Source organism: Domibacillus iocasae, assembly GCF_001750285.1.
In the GTDB taxonomy this organism is placed as follows: domain Bacteria; phylum Bacillota; class Bacilli; order Bacillales; family Domibacillaceae; genus Domibacillus; species Domibacillus iocasae.
This window is the reverse complement of record NZ_MAMP01000022.1, coordinates 148,906-174,304: the sequence shown is the minus strand read 5'-3', so window position 1 is coordinate 174,304 and position 25,399 is coordinate 148,906. Positions and strand designations below refer to the sequence as shown.

Annotated in this window: 22 protein-coding genes; 3 read left to right on the top strand and 19 right to left on the bottom strand. The window is 44.9% G+C overall.

The window, feature by feature from the left end; all coding sequences use genetic code 11:
- Positions 1-5: 5 nt before the first annotated feature.
- From BA724_RS11605 to BA724_RS11575, 7 genes are all read right to left on the bottom strand, one after another.
- Positions 6-1,436 (bottom strand): VanW family protein, encoded by a 1,431-nt coding sequence (locus BA724_RS11605; protein ID WP_069938832.1) that lies wholly within the window; start codon positions 1,434-1,436, stop codon positions 6-8.
- Positions 1,437-1,473: 37 nt separating this feature from the next.
- The gene (locus BA724_RS11600) at positions 1,474-2,208 is read right to left on the bottom strand and encodes a DUF4118 domain-containing protein (RefSeq protein ID WP_069938831.1); all 735 of its coding nucleotides are present in this window, start codon (positions 2,206-2,208) and stop codon (positions 1,474-1,476) included.
- 3 nt (positions 2,209-2,211) lie between these two features.
- Positions 2,212-3,837, bottom strand: coding sequence for a pilus assembly PilX N-terminal domain-containing protein (locus BA724_RS11595; protein ID WP_069938830.1), 1,626 nt, complete (start codon positions 3,835-3,837; stop codon positions 2,212-2,214).
- 19 nt (positions 3,838-3,856) lie between these two features.
- A complete protein-coding gene (locus tag BA724_RS11590; RefSeq protein ID WP_069938829.1) occupies positions 3,857-4,276 on the bottom strand; it encodes a PulJ/GspJ family protein in 420 nt (139 codons plus the stop codon).
- 10 nt (positions 4,277-4,286) lie between these two features.
- Entirely contained in the window at positions 4,287-4,649 is a 363-nt protein-coding gene (locus BA724_RS11585) for a type IV pilus modification PilV family protein (RefSeq protein WP_069938828.1), read from the bottom strand.
- Between the two features lie 22 nt (positions 4,650-4,671).
- Positions 4,672-5,967: a bifunctional folylpolyglutamate synthase/dihydrofolate synthase gene (locus tag BA724_RS11580; protein WP_069938827.1), complete on the bottom strand. Its 1,296-nt coding sequence runs from the start codon at positions 5,965-5,967 to the stop codon at positions 4,672-4,674.
- A gap of 61 nt (positions 5,968-6,028) precedes the next feature.
- Positions 6,029-8,671, bottom strand: coding sequence for a valine--tRNA ligase (locus BA724_RS11575; protein ID WP_069938826.1), 2,643 nt, complete (start codon positions 8,669-8,671; stop codon positions 6,029-6,031).
- A 342-nt stretch (positions 8,672-9,013) separates the two neighbouring features.
- On the opposite strand from BA724_RS11575, the gene BA724_RS18035 reads away from it, so the two are divergent.
- Positions 9,014-9,199 (top strand): hypothetical protein, encoded by a 186-nt coding sequence (locus BA724_RS18035; RefSeq protein ID WP_169818543.1) that lies wholly within the window; start codon positions 9,014-9,016, stop codon positions 9,197-9,199.
- Here the strand turns inward: BA724_RS18035 and BA724_RS11570 are convergent.
- The 7 genes from BA724_RS11570 to hemA form a co-directional block, all read right to left on the bottom strand.
- The gene (locus tag BA724_RS11570; protein ID WP_069938825.1) at positions 9,159-9,806 is read right to left on the bottom strand and encodes a hypothetical protein; all 648 of its coding nucleotides are present in this window, start codon (positions 9,804-9,806) and stop codon (positions 9,159-9,161) included. The genes BA724_RS18035 and BA724_RS11570 overlap by 41 nt on opposite strands.
- 114 nt (positions 9,807-9,920) lie before the next feature.
- Positions 9,921-11,210, bottom strand: coding sequence for a glutamate-1-semialdehyde 2,1-aminomutase (gene hemL, locus BA724_RS11565; protein WP_069938824.1), 1,290 nt, complete (start codon positions 11,208-11,210; stop codon positions 9,921-9,923).
- Positions 11,211-11,224: 14 nt separating this feature from the next.
- The gene (gene hemB / locus BA724_RS11560; RefSeq protein WP_069938823.1) at positions 11,225-12,205 is read right to left on the bottom strand and encodes a porphobilinogen synthase; all 981 of its coding nucleotides are present in this window, start codon (positions 12,203-12,205) and stop codon (positions 11,225-11,227) included.
- Between the two features lie 2 nt (positions 12,206-12,207).
- Complete coding sequence (locus BA724_RS11555; protein WP_069938822.1) at positions 12,208-12,963, bottom strand: uroporphyrinogen-III synthase; 756 nt, start codon at positions 12,961-12,963, stop codon at positions 12,208-12,210.
- Complete coding sequence (gene hemC, locus BA724_RS11550) at positions 12,960-13,886, bottom strand: hydroxymethylbilane synthase (protein ID WP_069938821.1); 927 nt, start codon at positions 13,884-13,886, stop codon at positions 12,960-12,962. Before hemC ends, BA724_RS11555 begins: the two co-directional genes overlap by 4 nt.
- A gap of 34 nt (positions 13,887-13,920) precedes the next feature.
- The gene (locus BA724_RS11545) at positions 13,921-14,754 is read right to left on the bottom strand and encodes a cytochrome C assembly family protein (protein WP_069938820.1); all 834 of its coding nucleotides are present in this window, start codon (positions 14,752-14,754) and stop codon (positions 13,921-13,923) included.
- Positions 14,755-14,767: 13 nt separating this feature from the next.
- Entirely contained in the window at positions 14,768-16,111 is a 1,344-nt protein-coding gene (gene hemA / locus BA724_RS11540) for a glutamyl-tRNA reductase (RefSeq protein WP_069938819.1), read from the bottom strand.
- A gap of 352 nt (positions 16,112-16,463) precedes the next feature.
- Here hemA and BA724_RS11535 point away from each other — a divergent pair, with 352 nt between their 5' ends.
- Positions 16,464-16,958 carry a hypothetical protein gene (locus tag BA724_RS11535; RefSeq protein ID WP_069938818.1) on the top strand — a complete coding sequence of 165 codons (495 nt, stop codon included), beginning with the start codon at positions 16,464-16,466 and terminating at the stop codon, positions 16,956-16,958.
- A gap of 37 nt (positions 16,959-16,995) precedes the next feature.
- On the opposite strand, the gene yihA is transcribed toward BA724_RS11535, so the two are convergent.
- The 5 genes from yihA to BA724_RS11510 all read right to left on the bottom strand — a co-directional run bounded on the left by yihA (position 16,996) and on the right by BA724_RS11510 (position 24,084).
- On the bottom strand, positions 16,996-17,637 hold the full coding sequence (gene yihA / locus BA724_RS11530) for a ribosome biogenesis GTP-binding protein YihA/YsxC (RefSeq protein ID WP_069938817.1): 642 nt from the start codon (positions 17,635-17,637) through the stop codon (positions 16,996-16,998).
- The gene (lon, locus tag BA724_RS11525) at positions 17,634-19,958 is read right to left on the bottom strand and encodes an endopeptidase La (RefSeq protein WP_069938816.1); all 2,325 of its coding nucleotides are present in this window, start codon (positions 19,956-19,958) and stop codon (positions 17,634-17,636) included. The genes yihA and lon overlap by 4 nt, the downstream gene beginning before the upstream one ends.
- A 154-nt stretch (positions 19,959-20,112) precedes the next feature.
- Entirely contained in the window at positions 20,113-21,378 is a 1,266-nt protein-coding gene (gene clpX, locus BA724_RS11520; RefSeq protein WP_069938815.1) for an ATP-dependent protease ATP-binding subunit ClpX, read from the bottom strand.
- 347 nt (positions 21,379-21,725) lie between these two features.
- Positions 21,726-23,012 carry a trigger factor gene (tig, locus tag BA724_RS11515; protein WP_069938814.1) on the bottom strand — a complete coding sequence of 429 codons (1,287 nt, stop codon included), beginning with the start codon at positions 23,010-23,012 and terminating at the stop codon, positions 21,726-21,728.
- A gap of 121 nt (positions 23,013-23,133) precedes the next feature.
- Positions 23,134-24,084, bottom strand: a complete 951-nt coding sequence (locus BA724_RS11510; protein ID WP_069938813.1) for a hypothetical protein — start codon at positions 24,082-24,084, stop codon at positions 23,134-23,136.
- A gap of 132 nt (positions 24,085-24,216) precedes the next feature.
- Between BA724_RS11510 and BA724_RS11505 the strand changes: the two genes are divergently transcribed.
- A complete protein-coding gene (locus BA724_RS11505; protein WP_069939235.1) occupies positions 24,217-24,606 on the top strand; it encodes an SET domain-containing protein in 390 nt (129 codons plus the stop codon).
- Positions 24,607-25,399: the final 793 nt, after the last annotated feature.

Below are 25,399 nucleotides of genomic sequence, written 5' to 3'. Positions count from 1 at the left end.
ATTCGTTAATGTTTTCCTTCAAAATCTTCATACACTGTTTCGCCTGACTGTCCGCTGCCATTATTACTTGTTCCGCTTCCGCTGTCCGGCGGATTATTTACTGAACCGGAACCTTCGTTATCTGCCGCATTCCCATCATCTCCACTAGCTGGATTTTCGTTCACGTCTCCGCTTTGCGTTCCGCTGTCTATGGAGCCAGTCGAACCGTTTCCGTCGGCTGTTCCATTGTTCACAGAATTGGAAGAAGTCCCGCTGCCTCCGTTTGGCGCATTCCCTTCATTGGACAATACAGGCTCTTCTTTCGAGCTGTGTAATTCAATTGTATGGACAGGCGGATAAAAATCGGCGGCAATCTGTTCTTCTCTTAACGTCACCGTTCTTTCTTTTACCACTCGATATGCATCGGCCATTTGCCCGGTACTTCCCATCCGCTCAAGCCGTACTTTCCCATATTCGAGAGATGGACTGAACTGAAGAATTGTTTTAGGCTGAATGGTCTCCTTGTTTTTCAAAACAGGCTCATAATCGTAATAAAAAGGCACTCCTTTAATCACGCCGTTCAGCCGGCCGCCGGAAACACTCCATTCAGCCGTGTAGCCAGCCTGGTTCTCATTACGAAAAACGAAATCCTGTTTGCCGCTCATACTTACTTTTGCTTCAAAGCCGAGCGGGATATAATCGGGCAGCGACGTGCTTTGATTTTTTTCCAAAACAGCAAAATTCGTTTGGAGCACAAGCTGGTATAACGATGAAGAAAGCAGCCCGATGCTTTTTTCATCGAGTGACTGATCATTCGTTCCGATCATCCACTCGTTAAACGAAACGATGCCGGATGCCGGGATCAAAATGGACGGATTTTGTTCCACAAACGACTGGAGCACGGATGACGCTTCCGCCATAGATACTTTCGCTACGATTTCCTGTCGGCTTTCTTTCGGCTCATATGCGGACAAATCAACCGTTATATCTCCTGTTTGAAAATGACTGCCGATATCTGACAAGTCCGATGCCAGCAGTTCGACATCGGTCTTGTCCCATGAATGGCCCGGAAACTGGCTCTCCAGCTCGGCCAACAGCAGCTGATTCGATACATCCGCATACAAATTGTTCTCGCGGCCATCCACTGCATCCGAAATAGATTTTGCTGTTTGAAATTCAATTAAATTTCCATTCATGTCCGCTTCTTTTTCCATGTAGCGGAGCGTAACAGCCGACTTTGTCCGCCACTCTTCCACTTGAGAGGTGAGATAGCGCGCCGCTTCTGTCTCTGTCATGCCAGCTACAGATTCAGGACCGATCACCGTCCCTTTATCATAGGGCTCGTCCGACTGAAAAAGCTGCTCATAAAAACGGCCACCATAATAGGCAAAGCTGAAGATAAAAAGAGAAAACAGCACAATCGGAATGGCCGCTTTCAAAACATTCTTTTTTCTCATGATGTCATACTCCAATCTGCCATTCCCGGACTGATGCTTACTCTATATCCGTGCGTTTTTTAGAATTCTCTAAATCTAGTAACGGAAGTTCATCCATTTCATCTTTCTGCTGTGTTTCCGCTTCTTCCATTTCACGTAACAACTCTGCCAAATAATCACTTTGTCCGTTTTCAGCTATTTTATCTTCCGGCATGGAGTCATTCCATTCTTCTTCGTCGCTGTATAAAGCCGTTATGTACTCATCCTCATCAAAAAGATGATCTTTTTGCGACTCTTTCTCCATTACCTCAAGCGGCTCATCCTCAACCGGCCTCACAGATTCCGGTTCCCATTCGTCCAGATCCAGTTTAGGCTGAATTGATTTCTCTACCGGCTGATACACCTGTTCATCAACCACAAGAATCTCTTCATTGATTGGGTTTTGTTCGACTGCCGGTTCTGATATAACCTGTTCATCTTTCTCTGTTAAGTCTGCTTCTTCAGCAAACGGCTCTGCGTTTTGATCCTTGTTTTTTAAATAAGCGCCTTCAACAGTCCATTTCGGAAAGCCATAAATACCCACTACATAAGACACCACACTCGCAAGTAAAAGATAAATGAGAGCTGACTGCCAAAACGAAAACAGCGGTTCGGTGAATAAAAGAAATGCGCCTAAAAAAGCAGCAGAAGCGGCTAGAGCAATGTTCCCCTTTCTTGACAAATCAAGGGGGAACAGGGGCATGAGAATGCTGACAAGCAAAAATGAAATAAAAAATAAAATAACGCTGCTCATTCATCATCCTCCTCCCGGTGAACTAATTTCTTTCGTCTTATCTTCTATAATGTATTTAGAGCCATGGTCGACTGGATCACCCGGCTCTTCTGGATCTTCCGGCTCTGGCTCAACTTCTCCACCCGGGAAGCTGAGCCAATCAAAATTATACACACCGAACTCCACCATAGATCCTCCATCGCCAAAATAAGAGTTCGCGATAATAGCGCCTTTCACTTTTGCACCGTTTTCTAAACGCACATCTGCATTGGGCGCATAAATAACCGATGATTCAGTTTTGGACCCGCCATTTAATACAACACTTTTGCCGCCTGTGTAAATATTTCCTTGAAAGCCTGAGCCATTGCCAAACTTTAAATTCGCATTTTCTGCTATAAGAGAGCCGTATATATCTTGCCCCCCTTTCATCTCGACCGTTTTCGGCATGCTTGAACCTTGCAAGTAAATCATCAATTTGTCTGAGTTGCTTTTGCTTCCTATTGAACTAGATGAGTTCCCCATATTAATCTTTCCTGTCACATACATCGTTAAGCTCCCGCTTCCTGCAATGGAAATATGACCATTTAGCAAGTTCATGTCTTTCACGACGATCACGCGGTCTTCATTACCAACATCAATGGTAACCTGATTGTTTTGATCTAAGCTTATTTCTTTAAAGGATAAATCGCTTGTCATGTTTAATTTATAATTGTTTGAAATCCAGTTATCCGACCTAAATATACCATCCTGCACGACCTTATACGAATGGCTTCCATTTGAAGCAGTCATATTGGATGCCTGCGGAACAGACGGAATTAGGGGGAAAGAAGGCTCTAAAAAGCTGACTTCTCCATCATACTCAACCATCGGGGGAATCTTATTTCCGGGTAATTCAGCAGAGTCTTGATCGAATGAAGCCGGAACGAATACCGTACCGTCAATGGATGCACCACCTTTTAGCACAATACTGCCGTTACTATCGTTGATGCCGACATTTCCATTAATTTTCGCCCCTTGCTCTAATAGAATAGAGGATTTTGTAAAAACAGCAGAGCTGCCGGGGATAACTGGGGGAGCGCTTGTACTTCCATCTCCACCGCTGCCTCCACTTCCTCCATCACTTCCGGATCCACCGTCAGACCCACCGCCAGACGAATCTCCTAAAGGCATAATCGTAATCTTATTACTTAGTGTTCTTTCCACCGTACGTCGACCATTTTCAATGGTTCCTGTTGAAATAATTTCAAAGGCATTGCTTTCATCCGACGTTTTAATGAGAACAGCAGCTTCCGTTTCTCCGTAGTCATTGTCAAATATGCCCTTGTCAGAAGACAGCGTCATAAACAGCTGACCTTTATACTCCTCGGCCAACTGGGTCATCATGTCAATAACTCTTTGGTACTCTGTTTCATCTTCTTCTAGCGGCGCCGATAAAACAGATTGCTCGCGTTTTCGTATATCAAGAATCGCCGCATTAATGCCGGCTTCTGCAATATAATACACGGCCTCATCTTCCACTTCATACCGTCCTGTGGTGAAATTGTTTAAGGAAAGAGAAAGAATGCCCATGCCCAGAACAGTGAAAATCGTCAACACGAGCAACACGGTAATCAATGCCATGCCATTTTCATTCTTTAGATGCTTGTTCATTCCTTCGCCTCCTTTTTGATCATTGGTTATATAGTACAGTGGATTGCTCTTCCTGGCCGATCCCCTTAATTTTAATATTAATCTCCCTTTCAGCAGTCTCTGTAACGGAGAATGCGTCAATGTTTTCAGCTAAGACTGTTCCATTCAGCAGCAGCTCCTTGGAGGACGCATCATAGGAAAAAATACTGTCGCCTGCAATCAATTGGCTGCTTTCGACTTTAACCGAATCTTGATCGGCGGACCGAATTTGAACAGTCATCATTTTTAACACAGTCCGAACATCTGACTGAACTGTGATTTCTTCCTGTTGCTGCACAAATTGCCTTTGCCCGTACAGCTGAACGCTCGTGATCACAATCAGGATCGTTGAGAGAATCGCCAGCGCGGCCAGCACTTCTATTAATGTAATGCCTTGCTCACTTTTTCTCTCCACTCTCATTCACCAACCTTCACGGAGCAATTGTTTGCAGTGTTGCTTCAAGCTGTCCTTTTGTATTCGTTCCTTCTCGTTCGTAAACAACTACTTTAATAAAGCGCCCGCCCTCATCACGCGTTGTTGTAATAATTTCAACGATATAGTTTGGGTGATTTGTACACGAAACAGCTGAAGCATTTGTTTTTTGAATAGCTCGTTCCATGCATTCCTGCGCCACATATGTTGCGTCAAGCAATTGTCCAGTGTTCGAATTGGTTCGATTTGACTGGATAAACATCGTGGAAAAAAACATGAGTACAATGGATAAAATAACAAGAGAAAGCAAAATTTCGATAAAAGTAAGTCCCTGTTGATCTTTCACCAGCTTTTCACACATGACCTTCCCCTTTTTGTTTATTTTAGCACATTACTTTTCTATTGATTTTGATCGTCGATATAAAATAAAGCGATCCAGTAATAATTAATACATCCTGGTCGGTTGCTTTACCGCAATATGATTGAATCATAAATTGATAGTTTTCGGTAATTTGAACTGTATAATCTTCAAACTTTCGATAGTCTTCTGTACGCGCAGCACGAGGGAAATCGAATGATGTTAAAAACAAGTGGTCCGCTACCTGCTTTAATTGTTCAATCATCCCGTCAAGCGGTTTGTCTTTCATCGCCGCAAACAACACGGTAATGCGCTTATCAGGAAAGCGCTGGCCGATCGTCTTAACAAGTGCAGCCACGCCTTCTTCGTTATGGGCGCCGTCGGCAATGATGAGCGGAGATTCAGATAATGTCTCGAATCTTCCGGGCCATGTTGCTTTTTTAAGCCCGTTCTTTATATCGTCTTCTTCGATTAAAAATGAATAATACATCCGCAAAAAGTCGGCCGCCATGACGGCTATTGACGCATTTTGCACTTGATGAAGCCCTGCAAGACCCGTTTGGAGCGACGGACGGGCACTATAGGCAGATGTAAAATCAAATTGCTCGCCTTTTTGTGTCGAACCCGTCCATACACCGGTAAAATCGCGCCCATATTGGTAAAGAGCCGCCCGGCTTTCTTTTGCTTTTTTCGCAATAACTGCAAGTGCTTCCGGCTGCTCGACAGCTGTTATAACTGGTATACCATTTTTAATAATCCCAGCTTTTTCGCTGGCGATCTCTTCGATGGTATCACCGAGAAACTGAAGATGGTCCATACCGATTGTTGTAATAATCGACAGCACCGGATGAACGATATTGGTTGAATCTAAACGGCCGCCAAGACCGACTTCAAATAAGACAATATCGACCGGATGGACAAATGCAAAATAATAAAAAGCCATCGCGGTAATAATTTCAAATTCACTGGGACCGCCGATTTCCATATCTTCCATTTCATCCGCGATCGTTTTGATTTTTCCGGCGAGAAGGGTGATTTCTTCGTCCGAAATGGGCGCGCCATTCACACTGATCCGCTCATTAAACTGCTCAATATAGGGCGATGTAAACGTGCCGGTTTCAAATCCTGCTTCTGTTAAGATCGATCTGAGCATCGCTGTTGTAGAGCCTTTTCCATTTGTTCCACCGATATGGACCGCTTTTAACCGACGCTCCGGGTGATTGAGCCGTTCCATCATATAGTCCATCCGCGCAAGCCCCGGCTTAATGCCCGTGCGAAGGCGTCCGTGTATCCACTCGAGTGCTTCTTCATAGTTGTTCATTCTTTTTCTCCTTATGTACGAAAAAGACGAACCCGCTTAGGTAGCGGTTCGTCTTTTCTCGTTAGTTCTTCAAATCTTCGATGCGGGCTTCTACCGCTGCCAGCTTTTCACGGTAATCTGTTTCTTTTGCACGTTCTTCCTCGACAACTTTTTGCGGCGCTTTAGACATAAACCGCTCATTCGCCAGTTTTTTCAAAACGCGGTCTACTTCAGACTGCCATTTCGCTTTTTCTTTCTCCAAACGGGCAATTTCTTCCTCAATATTAAGAAGTCCGGCGAGCGGCATAAACAGCTCCGCTCCTGTTACAACAGCCGTCATCGCTTTTTCCGGTGCTGCCGGATTTGTCTCGATCACAAGCTCGTCCGGGTTGCAGAATCGTTCGATATAGTAACGGTTTTCTGTTAATACCGCCAGCACCGATTCGTCTTTTGCTTTTAAGACGAGCGGTACTTTTTTGCTCATCGGTGTATTTACTTCCGCTCGAATGTTGCGGACTGCCCGGATGATGTCAACGAGCAGCTTCATATTAGATGCCGCTTCTTTGTTCATGAGGGATGGATCTGCTTTTGGCCAGGACGCTTCCACAATCGTTTCACCTTCATGCGGCAAGTTTTGCCAAATTTCTTCGGTAATGAATGGCATAAACGGATGCAAAAGGCGCATCGTGTTATCAAGAACGTAGGCTAAAACAGAGCGGGTCATCTGCTTCGCCTGCTCGTCTTCACCGTATAATGGCAGTTTCGCCATTTCGATGTACCAGTCACAGAAATCATCCCAGATAAAGTTATACAGCGTCCGGCCGACTTCACCGAATTCATATTTTGCAGACAGGCTGGTCACACTGTCGATTGTTTCGTTCAGACGTGTTAAAATCCACTCGTCCGCTACTGATTTTTTGCCGGTCAAATCAATTTGAGCATACGTCATGCCGTCCATATTCATAAGGGCAAATCGAGACGCGTTCCAAATCTTATTGGCAAAGTTCCACGTTGCTTCGACCTTTTCAGTCGTATAGCGCAAATCCTGCCCCGGCGAACTGCCTGTTGCAAGGAAATAGCGGAGTGAATCAGCGCCATACTGATCAATGACTTCCATCGGGTCCACACCGTTGCCGAGTGATTTGGACATTTTGCGGCCTTCCGCATCACGGACGAGCCCGTGAATTAAGACATCATTAAACGGGCGTTCACCAGTAAATTCAAGGCCTTGGAAAATCATACGGGACACCCAGAAGAAAATGATATCGTAGCCCGTAACGAGCGCTGCAGTTGGGTAATAGCGCTTGAATTCAGCAGAATCCGCATCCGGCCAGCCCATTGTGGAAAACGGCCATAGGGCAGATGAGAACCACGTATCAAGCACATCGTTGTCCTGCTCCCAATTTTCCGCATCGGCTGGTGCTTCATGGCCCACATACACTTCGCCTGTTTCTTTATGGTACCAGGCTGGAATCCGGTGTCCCCACCAAAGCTGGCGGGAGATGCACCAGTCACGAATGTTATCCATCCAGTGCAAATACGTTTTTTCAAAACGGTCCGGCACGAAGTTGACTTTGTTCTCTGTTTTTTGAAGCTCTACTGCTTCTTTTGCCAGCGGCTCCATTTTAACAAACCACTGCGTTGACAGATACGGTTCTACAATAGCGCCGCTGCGCTCTGAGTGACCAACAGAATGAAGATGGTCTTCAATTTTAAACAAGACGCCCAATTCCTGAAGGTCGTTAACAATTTGCTTGCGGCAGTCAAAACGATCCATTCCGTTATATGTACCAGCCTCCGCGTTCATTGTGCCATCTTCGTTCATAACTAAAATACGCGGCAGGTCGTGACGGTTTCCAACTTCAAAATCGTTCGGATCATGAGCAGGTGTAATTTTCACCACACCGCTTCCGAATTCAGGATCTACATAGTCATCGGCAATGATGGGAATGATACGGCCCACAATTGGAAGTACAACATTTTTCCCAATCAAATGCTTGTAGCGATCGTCTTCCGGATGAACCGCTACCGCTGTATCACCAAGCATCGTTTCCGGGCGGGTCGTTGCAACTTCAATAAATCCGGATCCATCTTGGAGCGGATATTTCATATGATAAAACGCACCTTGCACATCTTTATAAATGACTTCGATATCAGAAAGAGCCGTTTTTGTGGACGGATCCCAGTTAATGATGTACTCGCCACGGTAAATCAGCTCTTTTTCATAAAGTTTTACGAACACTTCACGGACGGCTTTTGACAGCCCTTCATCCAGCGTAAAACGTTCGCGGCTATAGTCAAGACCAAGGCCAAGCTTTGCCCACTGCGCGCGAATATGACCGGCATATTCTTCTTTCCATTTCCATGACTCTTCCAGAAATTTTTCACGGCCCAGGTCGTAGCGTGTCGTTCCTTCTTCTTTTAACTTCTGCTCTACTTTCGCCTGTGTGGCAATACCGGCATGGTCCATACCGGGAAGCCATAGTACGTCTAGGCCCTGCATGCGTTTCATACGCGTTAAAATATCCTGCAATGTCGTATCCCATGCATGTCCCAAGTGCAGCTTACCCGTCACGTTTGGGGGCGGGATTACGATTGTATATGGTGTTTTTGATTTGTCATTTTTCGCTTCAAAAAATTTGCCGGCTGTCCACCAGTCATATCGGCCCTGCTCAATTGACTGCGGATCGTACTTTGTCGGCATTGTTAGTTCTTGTTGTGACATTGTTTTTCCTCCTTGATATAAAAAAGCGCGAGGTGCCCGCCTTTTGGCGACAAGCATAAGACGATCTGTCTTAGAACAAAGGCTAAATCGCGGCGTCACGCCGCAGCGCCTTTGCGACTCATCCTGTGAGCCCTCGGGCCGATGGCCGGACATCTACTACACTAAAATAAAAAAAGCCCCACCGCCTGAAAAGGACGAAGAGGCTTCTTGCGGTACCACCTTTTCTCGGTCCACACGTTTCTTTTCAATACCATTATCTTAGCCGAAAACGCTTCTGTGCGTCAACCTCGCGCACATGTTTTTCGCGCAATTCATATGATATTAAAAAAGGATGTGTTTCTCATGATGCGCCATTACGACAGGTGGCCGCCATGGCTCCGGCATTGCCGTTTTATGTGCTGCCGGATTATTATTCCTCTTTGCTGCTTTCAAGGGCTGCGCACGATTTTTTTGCCGACGACGTTTGATGTTATTCTTTTATCTCTTCTTATTCTTCTTGCGGCTGCTCTTCATCTTGAGTGGCTATAAGCTCTACATTGCCGGATGAAACCTGAAACCGCCACTTTGCCTGCTGGACCGGCCGCTCTTCAAGCCAGCTGAAAATGGAAGAATCATCTTCCATTCGTTTTTGAACTTGAACAGCGGCTTCTTCTGTTTCTTCATTGATGATCTCTTCTTCTGTTTCACTGCTGTTTTCCTCTATTTCAGCGTCGATCATTTCTTCTGTTTCTTCATTATCGATTTCCTCGGCTGCAGCCATTACAGCCATTTCTTTATACTCAGTTGCAATAGCTGATACAACAATAGCCAATTCCGCCTCCAGTGTGAGACGGTCCGGCTTTTCTATTTTGTAATCAAACGTATGAATTTGAATCTCCTCTTCCGCCGTGGCCTGCTGATCTGGCGGCAGTACTCCCTGCACCGGAATGTGGCGGAAAAATTGACGGACCGAATCTTCTTCAATTCCGGACATACTGTTTACCAGATACTCGCCTGTTACCTCAATCGATCCCTGTATAACAGAATCCTTAATGGTTATATGCGGATCAAGTGAAATAGACAGCAGTTCATCCACTTCTTCTCCTTCCGGAAACACAACATCCTCTTGAATGGAAACAAAAAATAACTCTTCCATACACACCCCTCCCTTTCGCGCTAGTGTATGCGCAAAACTGAAGAAACATGAAAAAAGGTGTCAGTCTCCTGGCGTTTTAACACAACAGGGGACTGACACCAAGACATCAGCAGATTATTTTTTTAAACGGCTGAATGCTTTTGCGGCGGCTTTAACCGTTTTGCTTATATCTTCATCGGTATGGGCCGTTGAAAGAAATAAGCCTTCAAACTGAGATGGCGGCAAAAAGACACCTTCAAGCGCCATTTCACGGAAATAGTCTGCAAACAAAGCAAGATCAGAATTTTTTGCCTCATCATAATTTCGGACCGGACCTTCATGGAAGAAAAAGCCGATCATCGAACCTGCACGATTAAATGTAATCGGAATCCCATGCTTGTCAGCTGCATCCGTAAAACCTTTCTCAAGGAGATCCGCTTTACGTGTGAATTCTTCATAAGAAGCTGGGGTTAATTGGCGCAGTGTTTCGAGACCTGCAGTCATTGCCATTGGGTTTCCGGACAACGTGCCCGCTTGATAAATCGTTCCAGCAGGAGCAATGTTGTTCATGATGTCTGCTTTGCCACCATACGCGCCAACAGGCAGCCCTCCGCCGATCACTTTGCCGAGACACGTCAAATCCGGTGTGACACCGAAGTGGCCCTGTGCACAATTGTAGCCGACGCGGAAGCCAGTCATGACTTCATCAAAAATAAGCAGTGAACCATTTTGTTCGGTCACTTCACGCAACCCTTCCAAAAAGCCTGGCTGTGGAGGGACCACTCCCATATTACCGGCAACCGGCTCCACAATTACGCACGCAATATCATCGCCAAACTGTTCAAATGCATAACGAACGCTTTCTAAGTCATTATATGGAACGGTAATCGTATTTTTCGCGACGCTTTCCGGCACACCGGGGCTATCGGGCAAACCAAGCGTCGCCACACCAGAACCTGCTTTAATGAGAAGCGAATCGCCATGGCCGTGGTAACATCCTTCAAATTTCAAGATTTTGTTACGGCTTGTATACCCGCGGGCGAGACGAAGTGCGCTCATTGTCGCTTCTGTTCCGCTTGATACCATCCGGACGACTTCAATTGACGGAACCCGCTCAATTACAAGCTTGGCCATTTCATTTTCTAAAAGTGTGGAAGCCCCAAAGCTCGTGCCCGTTTCAGCGCTTTTTTTCAATGCTTCGACGACCTGTTCGTTGGAATGACCCAAAATAAGCGGCCCCCAGGATAACACATAGTCGATGTATTCATTGCCATCAATATCGTATATTTTTGACCCTTTGCCCCGCTCCATAAAAATCGGATCCATATTCACCGATTTAAAAGCACGGACCGGGCTGTTTACGCCGCCCGGCATCATTTGGACGGCTTCTTTGAAAGCTGCCTTTGATTTTTCGAATGAACGCATGACATTGCCCCCTCTTATTGTTCGTTCAGCCAGCGTGCCGCATCTTTTGCGTGATACGTCATAATTAAGTCCGCCCCGGCACGCTTCATGCCTGTTAACGTTTCAAGCACGATCGCTTTTTCATCGACCCAGCCGTTTAATGCGGCCGCTTTTACCATTGCATATTCGCCGCTTACGTTGTAGGCGACGACCGGCGCGTCAAATTCATTGCGCACATCCCGGACAATATCCAAATAAGACAATGCCGGCTTGACGATTAAAAAGTCAGCCCCCTGATCACTATCTGCACGGGCTTCACGCAGCGCTTCACGGCGATTGGCCGGATCCATCTGGTATGTTTTCCGGTCTCCAAACTGAGGTGTGGAATCTGCCGCATCACGGAACGGACCATAATAAGCAGACGAGTATTTGACTGCATAGGACATGATCGGCACCTCTGTATAACCTGCGTCGTCCAGCCCTTTCCGGATTGCCGCCACAAAGCCATCCATCATATTTGATGGAGCAATAATGTCCGCACCCGCTTCCGCCTGGCTGACCGCTGTTTTCGCAAGTAAATCAAGCGATGGGTCATTTAAAACGCGGTTCCCCTCAATAACACCGCAATGGCCATGATCCGTATATTCACATAAACATGTATCGGCAATCACGACAAGATCCGGATACTGGCCTTTTATGTAGCGTGTCGCCACCTGGACGATGCCGTGGTTATGATACGCACCAGTCCCAACCGCGTCTTTGACATCGGGCAGCCCGAATAAAATGACTGATTTAATGCCGAGGCCGACCACTTCATCCAGCTCTTCTTTTAACTGGTCAATCGACAGCTGGAACACGCCGGGCATTGATGGGACTTCATTGCGGATTCTTTCTCCTTCCGCCACAAAAAGCGGATAAATAAAATCATTCACTCCAAGCTGTGTTTCCCGCACCAGTGCGCGCATGCTAGCTGTTTGCCGCAAACGGCGGTGTCTGTCAAAATTCAAATCCATCATGATCACTCCTTATAAAATTCGCATATTTCTTTCACAAGCGCATCAACTGTAAAATCAGCAGGACTAACTGAAATCGGCATGCCGCAGCATTTCGCTTCTTTTTCTGTCACGGGTCCAATAACCGCATAATGGGCTTTCGGCAGCGGCTCTTCCACTTCTTTTAAAACTTGTATAAAATGCCGAACCGCGGAAGGGCTCGTGAACGTATACATATCCATTTTCCCCGTTCGGATCAGCTTTAACAAATTCTCTTGTTCTTCTTTCGGAAAATACGTTTCATATACGATCCAGTCATCCGCCTGCTTACCCAACTGCCGAATAGTATCCGCAATGACACTTCTGGCTAAATTTCCTTTTGGAATTAATACTTTTTCCGGCAAAAAAAGACCTTTATTCATTTCATCCACTACATAATCTGCTGAAAAATGCTTTGGCATGTAGGAAACAGACAGCCCATAAGATTCCATCACTTCCGCCGTTTTGGCACCAATCGCAGCCCATTTTGCCTTGACTTCATTCACACGGTCTCCTACTTTTTTCATAAAAAAATCCACACCGTTTTTACTCGTTAAAATAATCCAATCATATGTATGCAGACTGCTTAAGACGGCTTCATCCATTTTATCCTCAGCTGGCCTGAATGCGAGAAGCGGCACTGCGTATGCTGTGCCGCCCGCTTTTTCTATTTTACCAATAAACGGCGCTGCCTGTCCCGCTGGACGCGTCACAACGATTCGTTTACCAGCCAGCGGCTTCACTCGGAGGCCGCTCTCGCCGCTTCGATCAGTTCCACAGCGCCGCGTTCTTTAAGCAATTGTGCTGCTTCCAGCCCGACCTGCTCGGCATCGGCTCCTGAAACGGTTTCTTTTAAAATCGTTTTCCCGTCCGGCGAAGCAACGAGTGCTGTTAAAGAAATCTCTTCACCTGTGAAAGTCGCGAAGCCTGCGACCGGCACTTGGCAGCCCCCATCAACCGCGCTTAAAAAAGCACGCTCCGCTGTAACCGTCTGTTTTGTGTTTTTACACGTGAATTGATCAAGGAGAGCCAGCAATTCTGTATCGTCCGCGCGGCACTCAATCGCCAATGCCCCTTGCCCAACAGCGGATACTGACAACTCATCATCCAGAAATTCGGTGATAATGTCTGATGACCACCCCATGCGTGCAAGGCCTGCCGCTGCTAAAATAATCGCATCATATTCTTCATTTTCAAGCTTCGCCAGCCGTGTATCAATATTGCCGCGAATCCATTTAATTTCAAGGTCTGGTCTTGCCGCTAACAGCTGAGCGCCGCGGCGCAGGCTGCTTGTTCCAATAATAGAACCTGCCGGCAAATCATGAAACTTTACATGTCTATTTGAAATAAACGCATCGCGATGGTCTTCCCGCTCTGGCACCGCCCCGATAACAAGTCCTTCCGGTAAGACAGCCGGCATGTCTTTCATGCTGTGAACCGCCATATCAATCTCACCGTCAAACATCGCTTGTTCAATTTCTTTGACAAACAAGCCTTTACCCCCGACTTTTGATAATGTGACATCTAAAATACGGTCGCCTTTTGTAACGATTTCTTTCACTTCAAATTCTGTTCCTGGTGACAGCGCTTTTAACTGGTCGATGACCTGATTAGTCTGTGTCAGCGCCAAACGGCTTCTTCTTGACCCAACAATAATTTTCCGCAAAATGATTTCCTCCATAACCGCTCGAAAGCCGGTGTCACGAATACCAGAAATGGAATGTGGACAGCCGGCTTCCGAGGAAAAAGTTCATTAAGATGATGAGAAATGCTGCAGCATTTATATATGCAAGTGTTTTTCCCGATACACCTTTTCGTACTTTCACATATAAAAAAGCACTATATACAAACAGTAAAACAAAAGACGTAATAATTTTCAAATCAAACAAGCTGACGTCCGGTAATTTAATCGTTTTCCAGACAAGTCCGAGAATAAGGCTGAGCAGGAGAAGCGGTACACCCATCGCATTTAAAATGACCGACAGCTTCTCAAGCTTTCCAAGATCCCCCAGCCGCCAAAGCCGCTCGTTCCACTTTTTCGTTTTTAGGAGCCTGTATTGTAGCAAGTAAAGCGCCGAAAAAATAAACGACAGCGAAAACGCGCCGTAAGACAAAATGGCAATCGTAATATGCAAAAGCAATAGTTCTGATACGAGCTTTTCCGCCGCAGCTTGCGATTCCACTTGTACTGGCGCAAATGTATGAATTGTCATGATCATAAACCCGATCACATTTGTAAAAAAGACCGTGAAATCCATTCGAAGCAGTTTGTTCAGCACAAGCGAAAACGTGATCAGCACCCATGCATAAAAATAAAGGCCTTCAAAAAGAGTCAAGACCGGAAATCGGCCTGTATTATACATATACAGACTTAAAAAAATAGTTTGAAGGCTCCAGACAATCGTTAAAATCCAGAAGGCGATTCGATTCGCCCGCTGATTTTTTTGAACAAAATCAAGAAAATAGAGCAGTACGCTTACTGCGTATAAAATAATCATTAGTTCATGAAGGCGAGTCATTCCCTGCTCCAACATCGCGTAACCTCACTTAAAACTGGAGTAAAGGCTTTGCCTGAACCGTTTGAACGCGTTCTTCTTCTCCCTGCGCACGCTTCAATTCATTAACGTCTGCTTCAATATTGAAAATGTGCATAAAGAGCTCAAGCTTTTCCGCCGCCCGCTTGTCGCCGGCAAGTTCTTTCGCCTGCAAAATCGGGTCTTTGAGCATCTGATTGACAATACTTTTCGTATGCTTGCTCAACACTTTCCGGTCACGTTCCGATAAATTCGGCAGCTTCCGATCAAGGCTTTCCATTGTTTCTGCTTGAATCGAAAGCGCTTTTTGGCGCAGTGCAGAAATAACCGGAACAACACCAAGCAAATTAATCCATTCGTTAAAGGCGACAATTTCTCCTTCAATCATGAGACCAATTTTTTGGGCGGCTTTTTCGCGTTCAGCCAAATTCGCCTGGACAATGCCTTCCAAGTCGTCAATATCATATAAAAAGATGCTGTCAAGATTTGCAATGTCCGGTGCGATATCGCGCGGCACGGCAATATCAACCATAAAAAGCGGCCGCCCTTTGCGTAATTTCTGCACACCTGCCATTAATTCTTTTGTCACAACATACTCTTTTGAACCGGTCGAGCTAATTAAAATATCTGCGTCAACGAGCGCGCTTTGCAGTTCTTCCATCGTTTTTGCCTCACCGTCAAACCGGCCGGCCAGCGCTTCCGCTTTTTCAAACGTCCGGTTCATGACCGTCACTTTTGTTGCACCGCTTCCGTGCAAGTTTTTAATCGCCAGTTCGCCCATTTTACCGGCACCTAAAACGAGTACGTGACGGCCGTTAAGACGTCCAAAAATTTTCTTGGCAAGTTCAACTGCCGCATAGCTGACGGATACTGCGTTAGCACCAATATCTGTTTCTGCATGCGCACGTTTTGCTAATGTAACCGCCTGCTTGAACAAGTGGTTGAAAACGGTGCCAGCTGCACCCATTTCCTGGGACAACAGAAAGCTTTGACGAACCTGTCCAAGAATTTGCGTTTCGCCAAGCACCATAGAGTTTAATCCGGCGGACACACGAAAAAGATGTTCTACCGCTGCTTCTTGCTCATAAATGAACAAAAATGGTGTAAACTCCGCCTGTGGAATATGAAACCATTTAGATAAAAATTCTTTAATATAATAACGGCCGGTATGCAGCTGATCGACCACCGCATAAATTTCTGTGCGGTTGCATGTCGATACGATAACATTTTCGAGCACACTTTTCTGTTTTTGGAGCTCGGTCATGGCTGCGGCAAGCGTATCTTCCTGAAAAGAAAGGCGCTCGCGGATTTCTACCGGGGCTGTTTTGTAATTTAATCCCACCGTGATGATATGCACGTAGCTTGCACCCCCGAAAAACGAATCATTGTGAGTCCCATTATAACATAATGTGACGTTTTTATTATTCAAAATTTGTGAACATATGCTAACATAAAAGACAATCGCTTTTGAATATCAAAAATAAAAAAGCATTCATAACTTGTCATTCATGATATTCGAACTGCTTATTTATAAATATTATCATATAGAAATCATTTTTACAATGAAATGAATTGGCAAGCAGGCCATAAGCAAAGGCTAAGATTAACCGCAACGTCCTGCTGCAACGCATTTGTGACCCACATCCTGTAGGCCTTATATAAAAATCATTTTTGCAATAGAATTGAACTGGAAAGTGGGGCGTGACAAAATGAATGGACAACGTATTTTCCCAGGCATCCTGTTAATCGGATTCGGCCTGTATTTTTTTCTTCAGCAATCCGCGTTTACATGGGTAAAGCCTTATCTTGGCTGGCCGGCTCTTTTACTCATTACCGGCTTGGCTTTTCTTGCACAAGGATTTAAAAGCGACGGAAACGGCATTTTATCCGGCGTTGTTCTTTCTGGATTTGGTCTCCATTTTTATGTTGTTGATTACCTAGGCTGGTGGGCACATGATACGGGCGTTTTTATTTTAATCATTGCGGTCGGTTTTTTAGTTCAGCACCAAAAAACAGGCAGCGGCCTTTTAAACGGCATTTTATTTTTGCTGCTGGCTGCCGTCACGCTTTTTTATGAAACAGTAAAACAGTGGCTTGGCCCAATCGGTTCAGTCTGGCAGTTTTGGCCGCTCATTTTGATTGCTGCAGGCGGATATTTACTATTCGTTCAAAAAAACGGCGGATACTCCCGAAAAAAAACATAAAAAAGCGGTCTCCAATGTTGCTGGAGACCGCTTTTTCTCATTCTGCATCTTCATTTTGTTGTTCTTTTCGCAGTTCTGCTTTATATTCTGTTTCCTCATACATCCGCTTCTTTACCGCTTTCCAAACTTCGTCTTTTCCAAGGCCGGTTTCGGATGAAAAAACGATAATATCATCGAGCGGATCAAAATCCAGCGTTTCCTTAACAACTTTCAAATGCTTTTGCCATTTGCCTTTTGGAATTTTGTCCGCTTTTGTTGCAATGACAATAGCTGGAATATTATGGTGCTTTAAAAATTCATACATCGCCACATCATCAGCAGATGGCGCATGGCGCAAATCGACAATATGAATGCAGGCTGAGAGAGGTTCCCGGTCTGTCATGTACATATCGATCATCCGGCCCCATGCGGCACGTTCTGTTTTGGCCACTTTTGCATAGCCGTAGCCCGGTACGTCAACGAAAAATAACGTCTCTTCAATTTTATAAAAGTTCAGCGTCTGTGTTTTGCCGGGCTTTGATGAAATGCGGGCCAAACTTTTGCGGCCAATCATTCGGTTGATGAATGATGACTTTCCGACATTCGAACGGCCGGCGAGCGCGAATTCCGGCAGTCCGTCTGTTGGGTATTGGTGCGGCTTCGCGGCACTGATGACCAGTTCCACATTATTTACTTTCATGAATTGCTTCCTCCGATCGCGATATCCAGCACTTCATCCATTGTGGAAACCGGCAAAAATGTCAGTCCTTCACGGATGCTTGCTGGAACATCATCGATATCTTTTTCGTTATCTTTTGGCAAAATAATCGTTTTTAGTCCAGCACGGTGCGCACCGAGAGATTTCTCTTTTACGCCGCCGATAGGCAGCACCCGGCCGCGCAACGTAATTTCACCGGTCATTCCGACGTCACGGCGCACCGGACGTCCAGTCAATGCGGAAATAAGAGCGACCGCCATCGTAATACCGGCAGATGGGCCATCTTTCGGAACGGCGCCTTCTGGAACGTGGATATGAATGTCATGATGCTCATGAAACTCAGCTTCAATACCCAGTTCATTTGCTTTTGAGCGGACGTAGCTAAATGCGGCTTGAGCGGATTCTTTCATCACATCTCCCAATTTCCCGGTTAAGATCAATTTCCCTTTTCCTGGCGAGAGAGATACTTCGATTTGCAGTGTATCGCCGCCGACCGTTGTGTACGCAAGACCATTTGCAACGCCGATCTGATCTTCTGTATCCGCCTGTCCATACCGGAAAATGCGCTTGCCAAGGTATTCCTGCAAATTTTTCTCTGTTACTGTTATGCGCTTTTTCTCATTTGAAACGATCTTTTTCGCGGCTTTGCGGCAAATAGCGGCCATTTGACGCTCTAAGCTCCGGACACCTGCTTCGCGTGTGTAGTAACGAACAATATCGCGAATGGCTTCTTCCTTCAAACGAATTTGATTGCCTGAAAGGCCATTTTCTTTTACTTGTTTCGGAAACAGATGATCTTTTGCGATATGAATTTTCTCGACTTCCGTATAACCGGCAATCGAGATGATTTCCATCCGATCGCGCAATGGACCAGGAATGGCACTTAAATCATTGGCTGTTGCGATAAACATCACGTTTGATAAATCATATGTTTCTTCAATGTAATGGTCGCTGAAGGTATGGTTTTGTTCCGGATCGAGCACTTCAAGCAGCGCAGAAGATGGATCTCCCCGGAAATCATTCGACATTTTATCAATTTCATCGAGTAAAAAGACAGGATTGACTGTTCCCGCTTTTTTCATCCCTTGAATGATCCGCCCCGGCATCGCGCCAACGTACGTACGGCGATGGCCGCGTATTTCCGATTCGTCCCGGACACCTCCGAGTGAAACGCGGACAAAGTTTCGGCCCAGTGACTCTGCAATCGAGCGGACAAGGCTTGTTTTCCCTACTCCAGGAGGTCCCCCCAGACACAGAATTGGACCACGCAGCGATTGGGTCAGCTGACGGACAGCCAAAAATTCAAGTACACGTTCTTTTACTTTTTCCAATCCATAGTGATCCCGGTTTAAGACTCCTTCCGCTTTTATTACATCCAGATCGTCCTCTGTTGCATTAGACCACGGAAGCGTAACCAGCCATTCGAGGTAGTTACGAATAACGGCACTTTCAGCAGCACTTTGTGGAATTTTCTCGTAACGATCTAATTCTTTCATCGCTGTTTTTTCTACATGTTCCGGCATATTTGCTGCCATGATGCGGGTCGTCAGCTCTTCTACTTCAGCCGTTTTTCCTTCTTTATCCCCGAGTTCCTGCTGAATGGCTTTCATCTGCTCGCGCAAATAATACTCTTTTTGTGTTTTTTCCATTGACGTTTTCACGCGCTGACCGATTTTTTTCTCTAAATTAAGCACTTCCCGTTCACTATGAAGAAGTGAAATCAGCCGTTCAAGTCGTTTTTTAACGGAAAATGTCGCTAAAATGTCCTGCTTTTCTTTTACTTTAAGAGACATATGTGATGTGACAATATCTGCAAGCCGGCCAGGTTCCTCAATATCCGCGACAGAACTGAGCGTATCAGACGAGCCTTTTTTCGACAACTTCACATATTGTTCAAATTGCTTTAACAGCATACGCATAAGCGCTTCTGTTTCCGAATCTTTTGATGGATCTTCTTTATGCACCTCGACGACTGCTTCGTAAAAGGCTTCCTGATCCACAATAGAAATCAGTTTTGCCCGATCTAACCCTTCCACAAGCACACGAATTGTTCCGTTTGGAAGCTTGAGCATTTGTTTAACTTTCGTTAATGTACCGACCTCATATACATCTTCACCAGTCGGATCATCCAAATCCGGATCTTTTTGAGCGGATAAAAAAACGAGTTGATCATTTATCATCGATTTTTCGAGCGCTTCAATTGACCGGTCCCGGCCTACATCCAAATGCAGCACCATCGTGGGATATACATGCATTCCCCGCAGCGGCAAAAGTGGCACTGTATAAATTGTATCTGCCTTCATGACAAATCTCCCTCCAGCAAAAAACCACCCCGGCCAAACACCGGGCGATTCTCTTTCTTTTTTCCTATCTTAACGCAAACGCACAGATGCTGTCGATTGAAAAGAAGGGACAGCACCTGTAGAGGCACTGTCCCTTCGTAAAATCAATCGGCACTTATGCAGATGTTTTATCAGCAGAACCAACGTCATTCCCATTTTCGTCAAGAAGACGCGGTGGTGCAAGATCAGTTACTGTTTCTTTTGTGATCACACATGTTTTAATATCTTTACGCGTCGGCAATTCATACATTACATCCAGCATGATGCTTTCAATAATGGAACGAAGACCACGTGCACCCGTTTTACGTTCAATTGCTTTTTTCGAAATTTCGCTCAAAGCGGCATCCTCAAATTCAAGATCGACATCGTCGAGTTCAAGCATTTTTTGGAACTGCTTGACAAGCGCGTTTTTCGGTTTTGTTAAAATTTCAATCAATGCTTCTTCATCAAGCTGTTCAAGGCTTGCAATGACTGGCAGACGTCCGATAAATTCTGGAATCAAGCCAAAACGAAGCAAATCTTCTGGTACAAGCTGAGAAAGATAAGACTTTTCCTCTGTTTGTTCTTTCTTTTGATCTGATCCAAAGCCGATCACTTTTTGACCGAGCCGGCGCTTAATAATTTGTTCAACGCCATCAAACGCTCCGCCACAAATAAATAGGATGTTTGTTGTGTCGATTTGGATAAACTCCTGATGCGGATGCTTCCGGCCGCCTTGTGGCGGAACACTCGCAACCGTTCCTTCCAAGATTTTCAGCAATGCCTGCTGAACCCCTTCACCGGATACATCACGTGTAATAGACGGGTTTTCCGACTTACGGGCCACTTTATCAATTTCATCAATATAAATAATGCCTTTTTCCGCTTTTTCTACGTCATAATCTGCTGCCTGGATTAATTTCAGCAAGATGTTTTCAACATCCTCCCCAACATATCCCGCTTCGGTTAATGACGTTGCATCCGCAATCGCAAATGGTACGTTTAGAATACGCGCGAGTGTCTGAGCAAGGAGTGTTTTTCCGCTTCCTGTCGGACCGATCAAGCAAATATTTGATTTTGCGAGTTCCACATCGTCAATTTTGCTATTGGAATTGATGCGTTTATAGTGATTGTAAACAGCAACAGCAAGCGATTTTTTCGCACGCTCCTGGCCGATAACATATTCACCTAAAATTTCACGGATTTCTGTCGGCTTCGGTACATCTTTAAATTCCACTTCTTCTTCTGTACCAAGCTCTTCTTCCACAATTTCTGTGCACAGTTCAATACATTCGTCGCAAATATAAACGCCTGGTCCCGCAACGAGTTTCCTCACCTGGTCCTGCGATTTTCCGCAAAATGAACATTTCAACTGTCCTTTTTCTTCATTGAACTTAAACATCTGGTTCACCCCTTATGCTATGTTGGTGCAGCCGGAGCCATTCAGCAGTCCGCCTTTTAACTGCGCCGTAACTAAGTTATGTATCGCATTGTAGCACACTTGCCGCAAAACAAAAACGAAAAAGCGTTTTACACCTGTTTACCCCGCGTTAAAGGGCAGTAAAACTCCCGCTTTAAGATTTTGAGGAACACAAAAAGGTACACGGAATATCTAGACTGCCCCCTAAATGCCTGATTCGTTCATCTAATCATCAGCGGGGCACATATCCCTTAACGACGACAGATTCACTTTATAGGTAGAAAACAAGGCACGATCACGTCGCGCCCTGTCAGTGTGTTCTTTATTTATTATGCACCAGTCTTGCTGTTTTCCACAAGAAATTCGACTGCTTTACGAATTTTCAAGTCTGCTTTCATGCCCTCAAGGCTGCCAAGCGCTTTTTGAATATCTTCTTTTGACAGGCCAAATTGCTCAGACATTTTGTTTACTTCAGCATCTACATCTTCATCCGCCGGCTCAAGGTTTTCCGCTTCCGCAATTGCTTCAAGTGTTAAGCTTGTGCGCACACGCGTTTCAGCGTTTTCCTTCATTTGTCCACGAAGATCTGCTTCTGACTGACCAGAGAATTGGTAATACAAGTCAAGATTCATTCCCTGCATAGAAAGGTTTTGCGTGAACTCTTGAAGCATGCGGTCGATTTCAGAATCGATCATCGCTTCCGGTACGTCAGTTTGAGCGTTTGCTACCGCTTTTTCAACTAGGTCGTCACGAAGTTTTTGTTCAGAAGCGCTTTTCTTTTGCTCAGCAAGACGCTCCCGCACTTTTGTTTTCAATGCATCAAGTGTTTCTACTTCTTCGTCTGTTTCTTGTGCAAATTCATCGTTTAACTCAGGAAGTTCCTGTGCTTTAATTTCATGAAGTTTCACTTTGAATGTTGCCGGCTGGCCTGCAAGCTCTTCTGCATGATATTCTTCAGGGAATGTCACTTCAACATCTTTTTCTTCGCCTGTTTTCATACCGATCAGCTGCTCTTCAAAGCCAGGAATGAATGTGCCTGAACCGATCACAATCGAATAGTTTTCAGCTTGGCCGCCTTCGAACGGTTCGCCGTTAACGAATCCTTCAAAATCAATAACAACTGTATCGTCGTTTTCAACCGCGCCCTCTTCTTTGACAACGAGCTCAGCGTGACGCTTTTGAAGATCTTTTATTTCATTTTCAACGTCTTCATCTGTTACATCTGTGCTGTCTTTTTCCACTTCAAGACCTTTGTATTCCCCAAGTGTTACTTCAGGCTTTACCGTTACTTTCGCTGTGAAAATGAACGGCTTGCCTTTTTCAAATTGCTCAACATCAATTTCAGGACGGTCAACCGGCTCAATACCAGTTTCGTCGATTGCATTTTCGTATGCTTCCGGCAAGATAGCATCGATTGCATCCTGATAAAGTGCTTCTACGCCGAAACGCTGTTCAAACAACGGGCGAGGCATTTTCCCTTTACGGAAGCCTGGTACGTTAATTGTTTTTACAACTTTTTGGAATGCTGTGTTAAGACCTTGATTAACCGTTTCAGCGTCAACCTCAACTGTCAATACGCCTTGGTTACCTTCTAATTTTTCCCACTTTGCTGACATAAAAAATTCCCTCCAACAATCTATTAATAAATATGAACGTTCGTCCTATGTATATTCTGATTTGATATAAAAAGGACACAATACGACTTTTACATTATACCATACAGGCACTTTCTTTCAACTAAAAGGCTGAAATTTCATCGAGTTCTTTCATAAGAGCCAATGCTTTGTGCAGTTCAGGATCGATTTCGTTTATTTCAACCGGCTCATACAGCCGGTTGATTTTTGCTACAGCCGCTTCCGCCCATTTCGCCGCCGGAAAGTCTGGATCAAACGGGTGAAGCAAAAATTGATACTGTTTGAGCATGTCCACAGCCTGCTCGAATAAAGCCGGGTTGTTTTGCCCTGCGGTTTGCTCCAGCAGCTGCATTAGTTCAAGAAAAAACGGCCGGCTGAACGCTTCGTCGGTAACGGCTGGGATCACTTTTTTTTCAAAGTGAAATTTCCGGACCGTCACGTTTTTAGCCGTTCCAATTTCTCTTAACAGCCCGAGCGCCATCGTTTGAATAAACGGGTGCTCCGTTCGGTTTCCCGCAAGATGAATCAATTCTTCTTCAAATGGAGCAGCATCAAATTTGGCCAGTTCAGCGAGCTTCATCATCTTATCCTGCATAGTATCCTCTGCTTTAAACAACGATTCCTGCTGCTTTGCGCTCATCCGGTCGGCTAATGCTTTCAAATGGGCAAAATGCTCATACCGGTCCGGCGGCAGGCCTTCTTCAATCAGGACAGATAATGTATCCGCCACTTCCTTGTAACGCCGTTTTTGAATAAGCATGAGGACGTGTAAATCAAGCACGTCAAAATAATGGCCTTCTCCGGCATGAAGCATCTCACGTGACAACTTAATTCCTTCGTCATGGCTGCCGCTTTCATGGTACGCGATCAGAAGCGCCATTTTAATTTCTTCCTGGCGTCCTTCTTCAAAGCGGAGCGCTTCCGTATATAAACGAATGGCTTCGTCAAACCGCTTTTCTTCTAATGCCTGCTTTCCCTGCTGTTCAAGCCGGGCTGATGTTCCCGGAAACTGAACCACGTTGCCGGATCTCTTTCGCTTTTTTTTCTTCAACATTCTCACCGCCCGCAGTTCTTTAGTTGAAGTGTAGCATGGCGTTATTCGATTGAACAGAGAAAACAGTTGCCATCCTCCTATCTGCCTGTCATGCTAAAGAAATGAATATAAAAAAGAAGAGGAGATCGAATGATGATCGAAGTCAAAACGTCCCCATTAAGTGACGGCGAGTTTAACCGGGGTGTCTTTGCCACACGCGATATAAAAAAAGGGGAAATGCTTCATGAAGCGCCGGTTATTCCGTACCCGAACGACCAGCACGTCCATATAGAAAAAACGCTTTTAGCCGATTATGCATTTGAGTACGGAGCAAACCATACGGCGATGCTATTAGGATACGGGATGTTATTCAATCATTCATATGAACCAAATGCGGTATATGATATTCATTTTGATAGTCATTCGTTTAAATTTTATGCCTACCGTGACATAAAGGCAGGCGAAGAAATTTTAATTAATTATAACGGTGATGTCGATGATGATGCGCCGCTATGGTTTAACGATGAAAGCCTTGAACAATAAAAAAACTGGCCTGTACAATACCACCTTTAAAAAGAAGGTGGTATTTTGCATAGAAAAAGGACAGCCTTTCCGAATCATTTATTTAAAAAATATAAGGAAACAAATAGCCGCAATTCCTGCTTTGATTTTTAGGATAAAGAGCTACGAAAACGCGTAGAATACGGGGGAACAAAAAAAACAAAGGAGCTGAGACGATGGCGAGCAGGCCCAATAAAGGACTTGGATTTAGTACCGATAAAATATTGATATACATACTTTATTCTATAATTTTCCTAGCATTTCTGCAGCATATTAAAGTTTTTATCGGCTTTGCGATACTCGTCGCTCTTTTAGCGGCCCCTTGTTATTGGCTGCGCTGGTATAAGAAAAACAAAAAGTATTCCTAATCTAAAGAAAGCCCTGACTCATATTCAATCGGAGCTTTTTTGGTATTTATTTTAAATTCTCGGTCTGGATTTGACTAGAAGGACGGTAACATTTTAACTTTCTTCTAGGCACCCTGCTTCTGAGAGAGCAAATAACACAATTACTTTTCTAGCGTCTTTTACTGACATGGAGGCAGGAGTATCAAGGGTATAATTTTGTTAAGGTAATATACAATGGGCATACTGTATGTTTTTAGGTACAACTAACGCATCAGTATCTCACATAGAGTACTAGATACGCAACAAGCCTTTTTTGCGAACTTTTTAATCTCTATATACGTATCGTTTCAAAAAGAGCGATGCGACAATTTCGAGCTAACTTTTTTAATATTTTTAAAATAAATCCACCCGACGCGATCTAGGTGCCG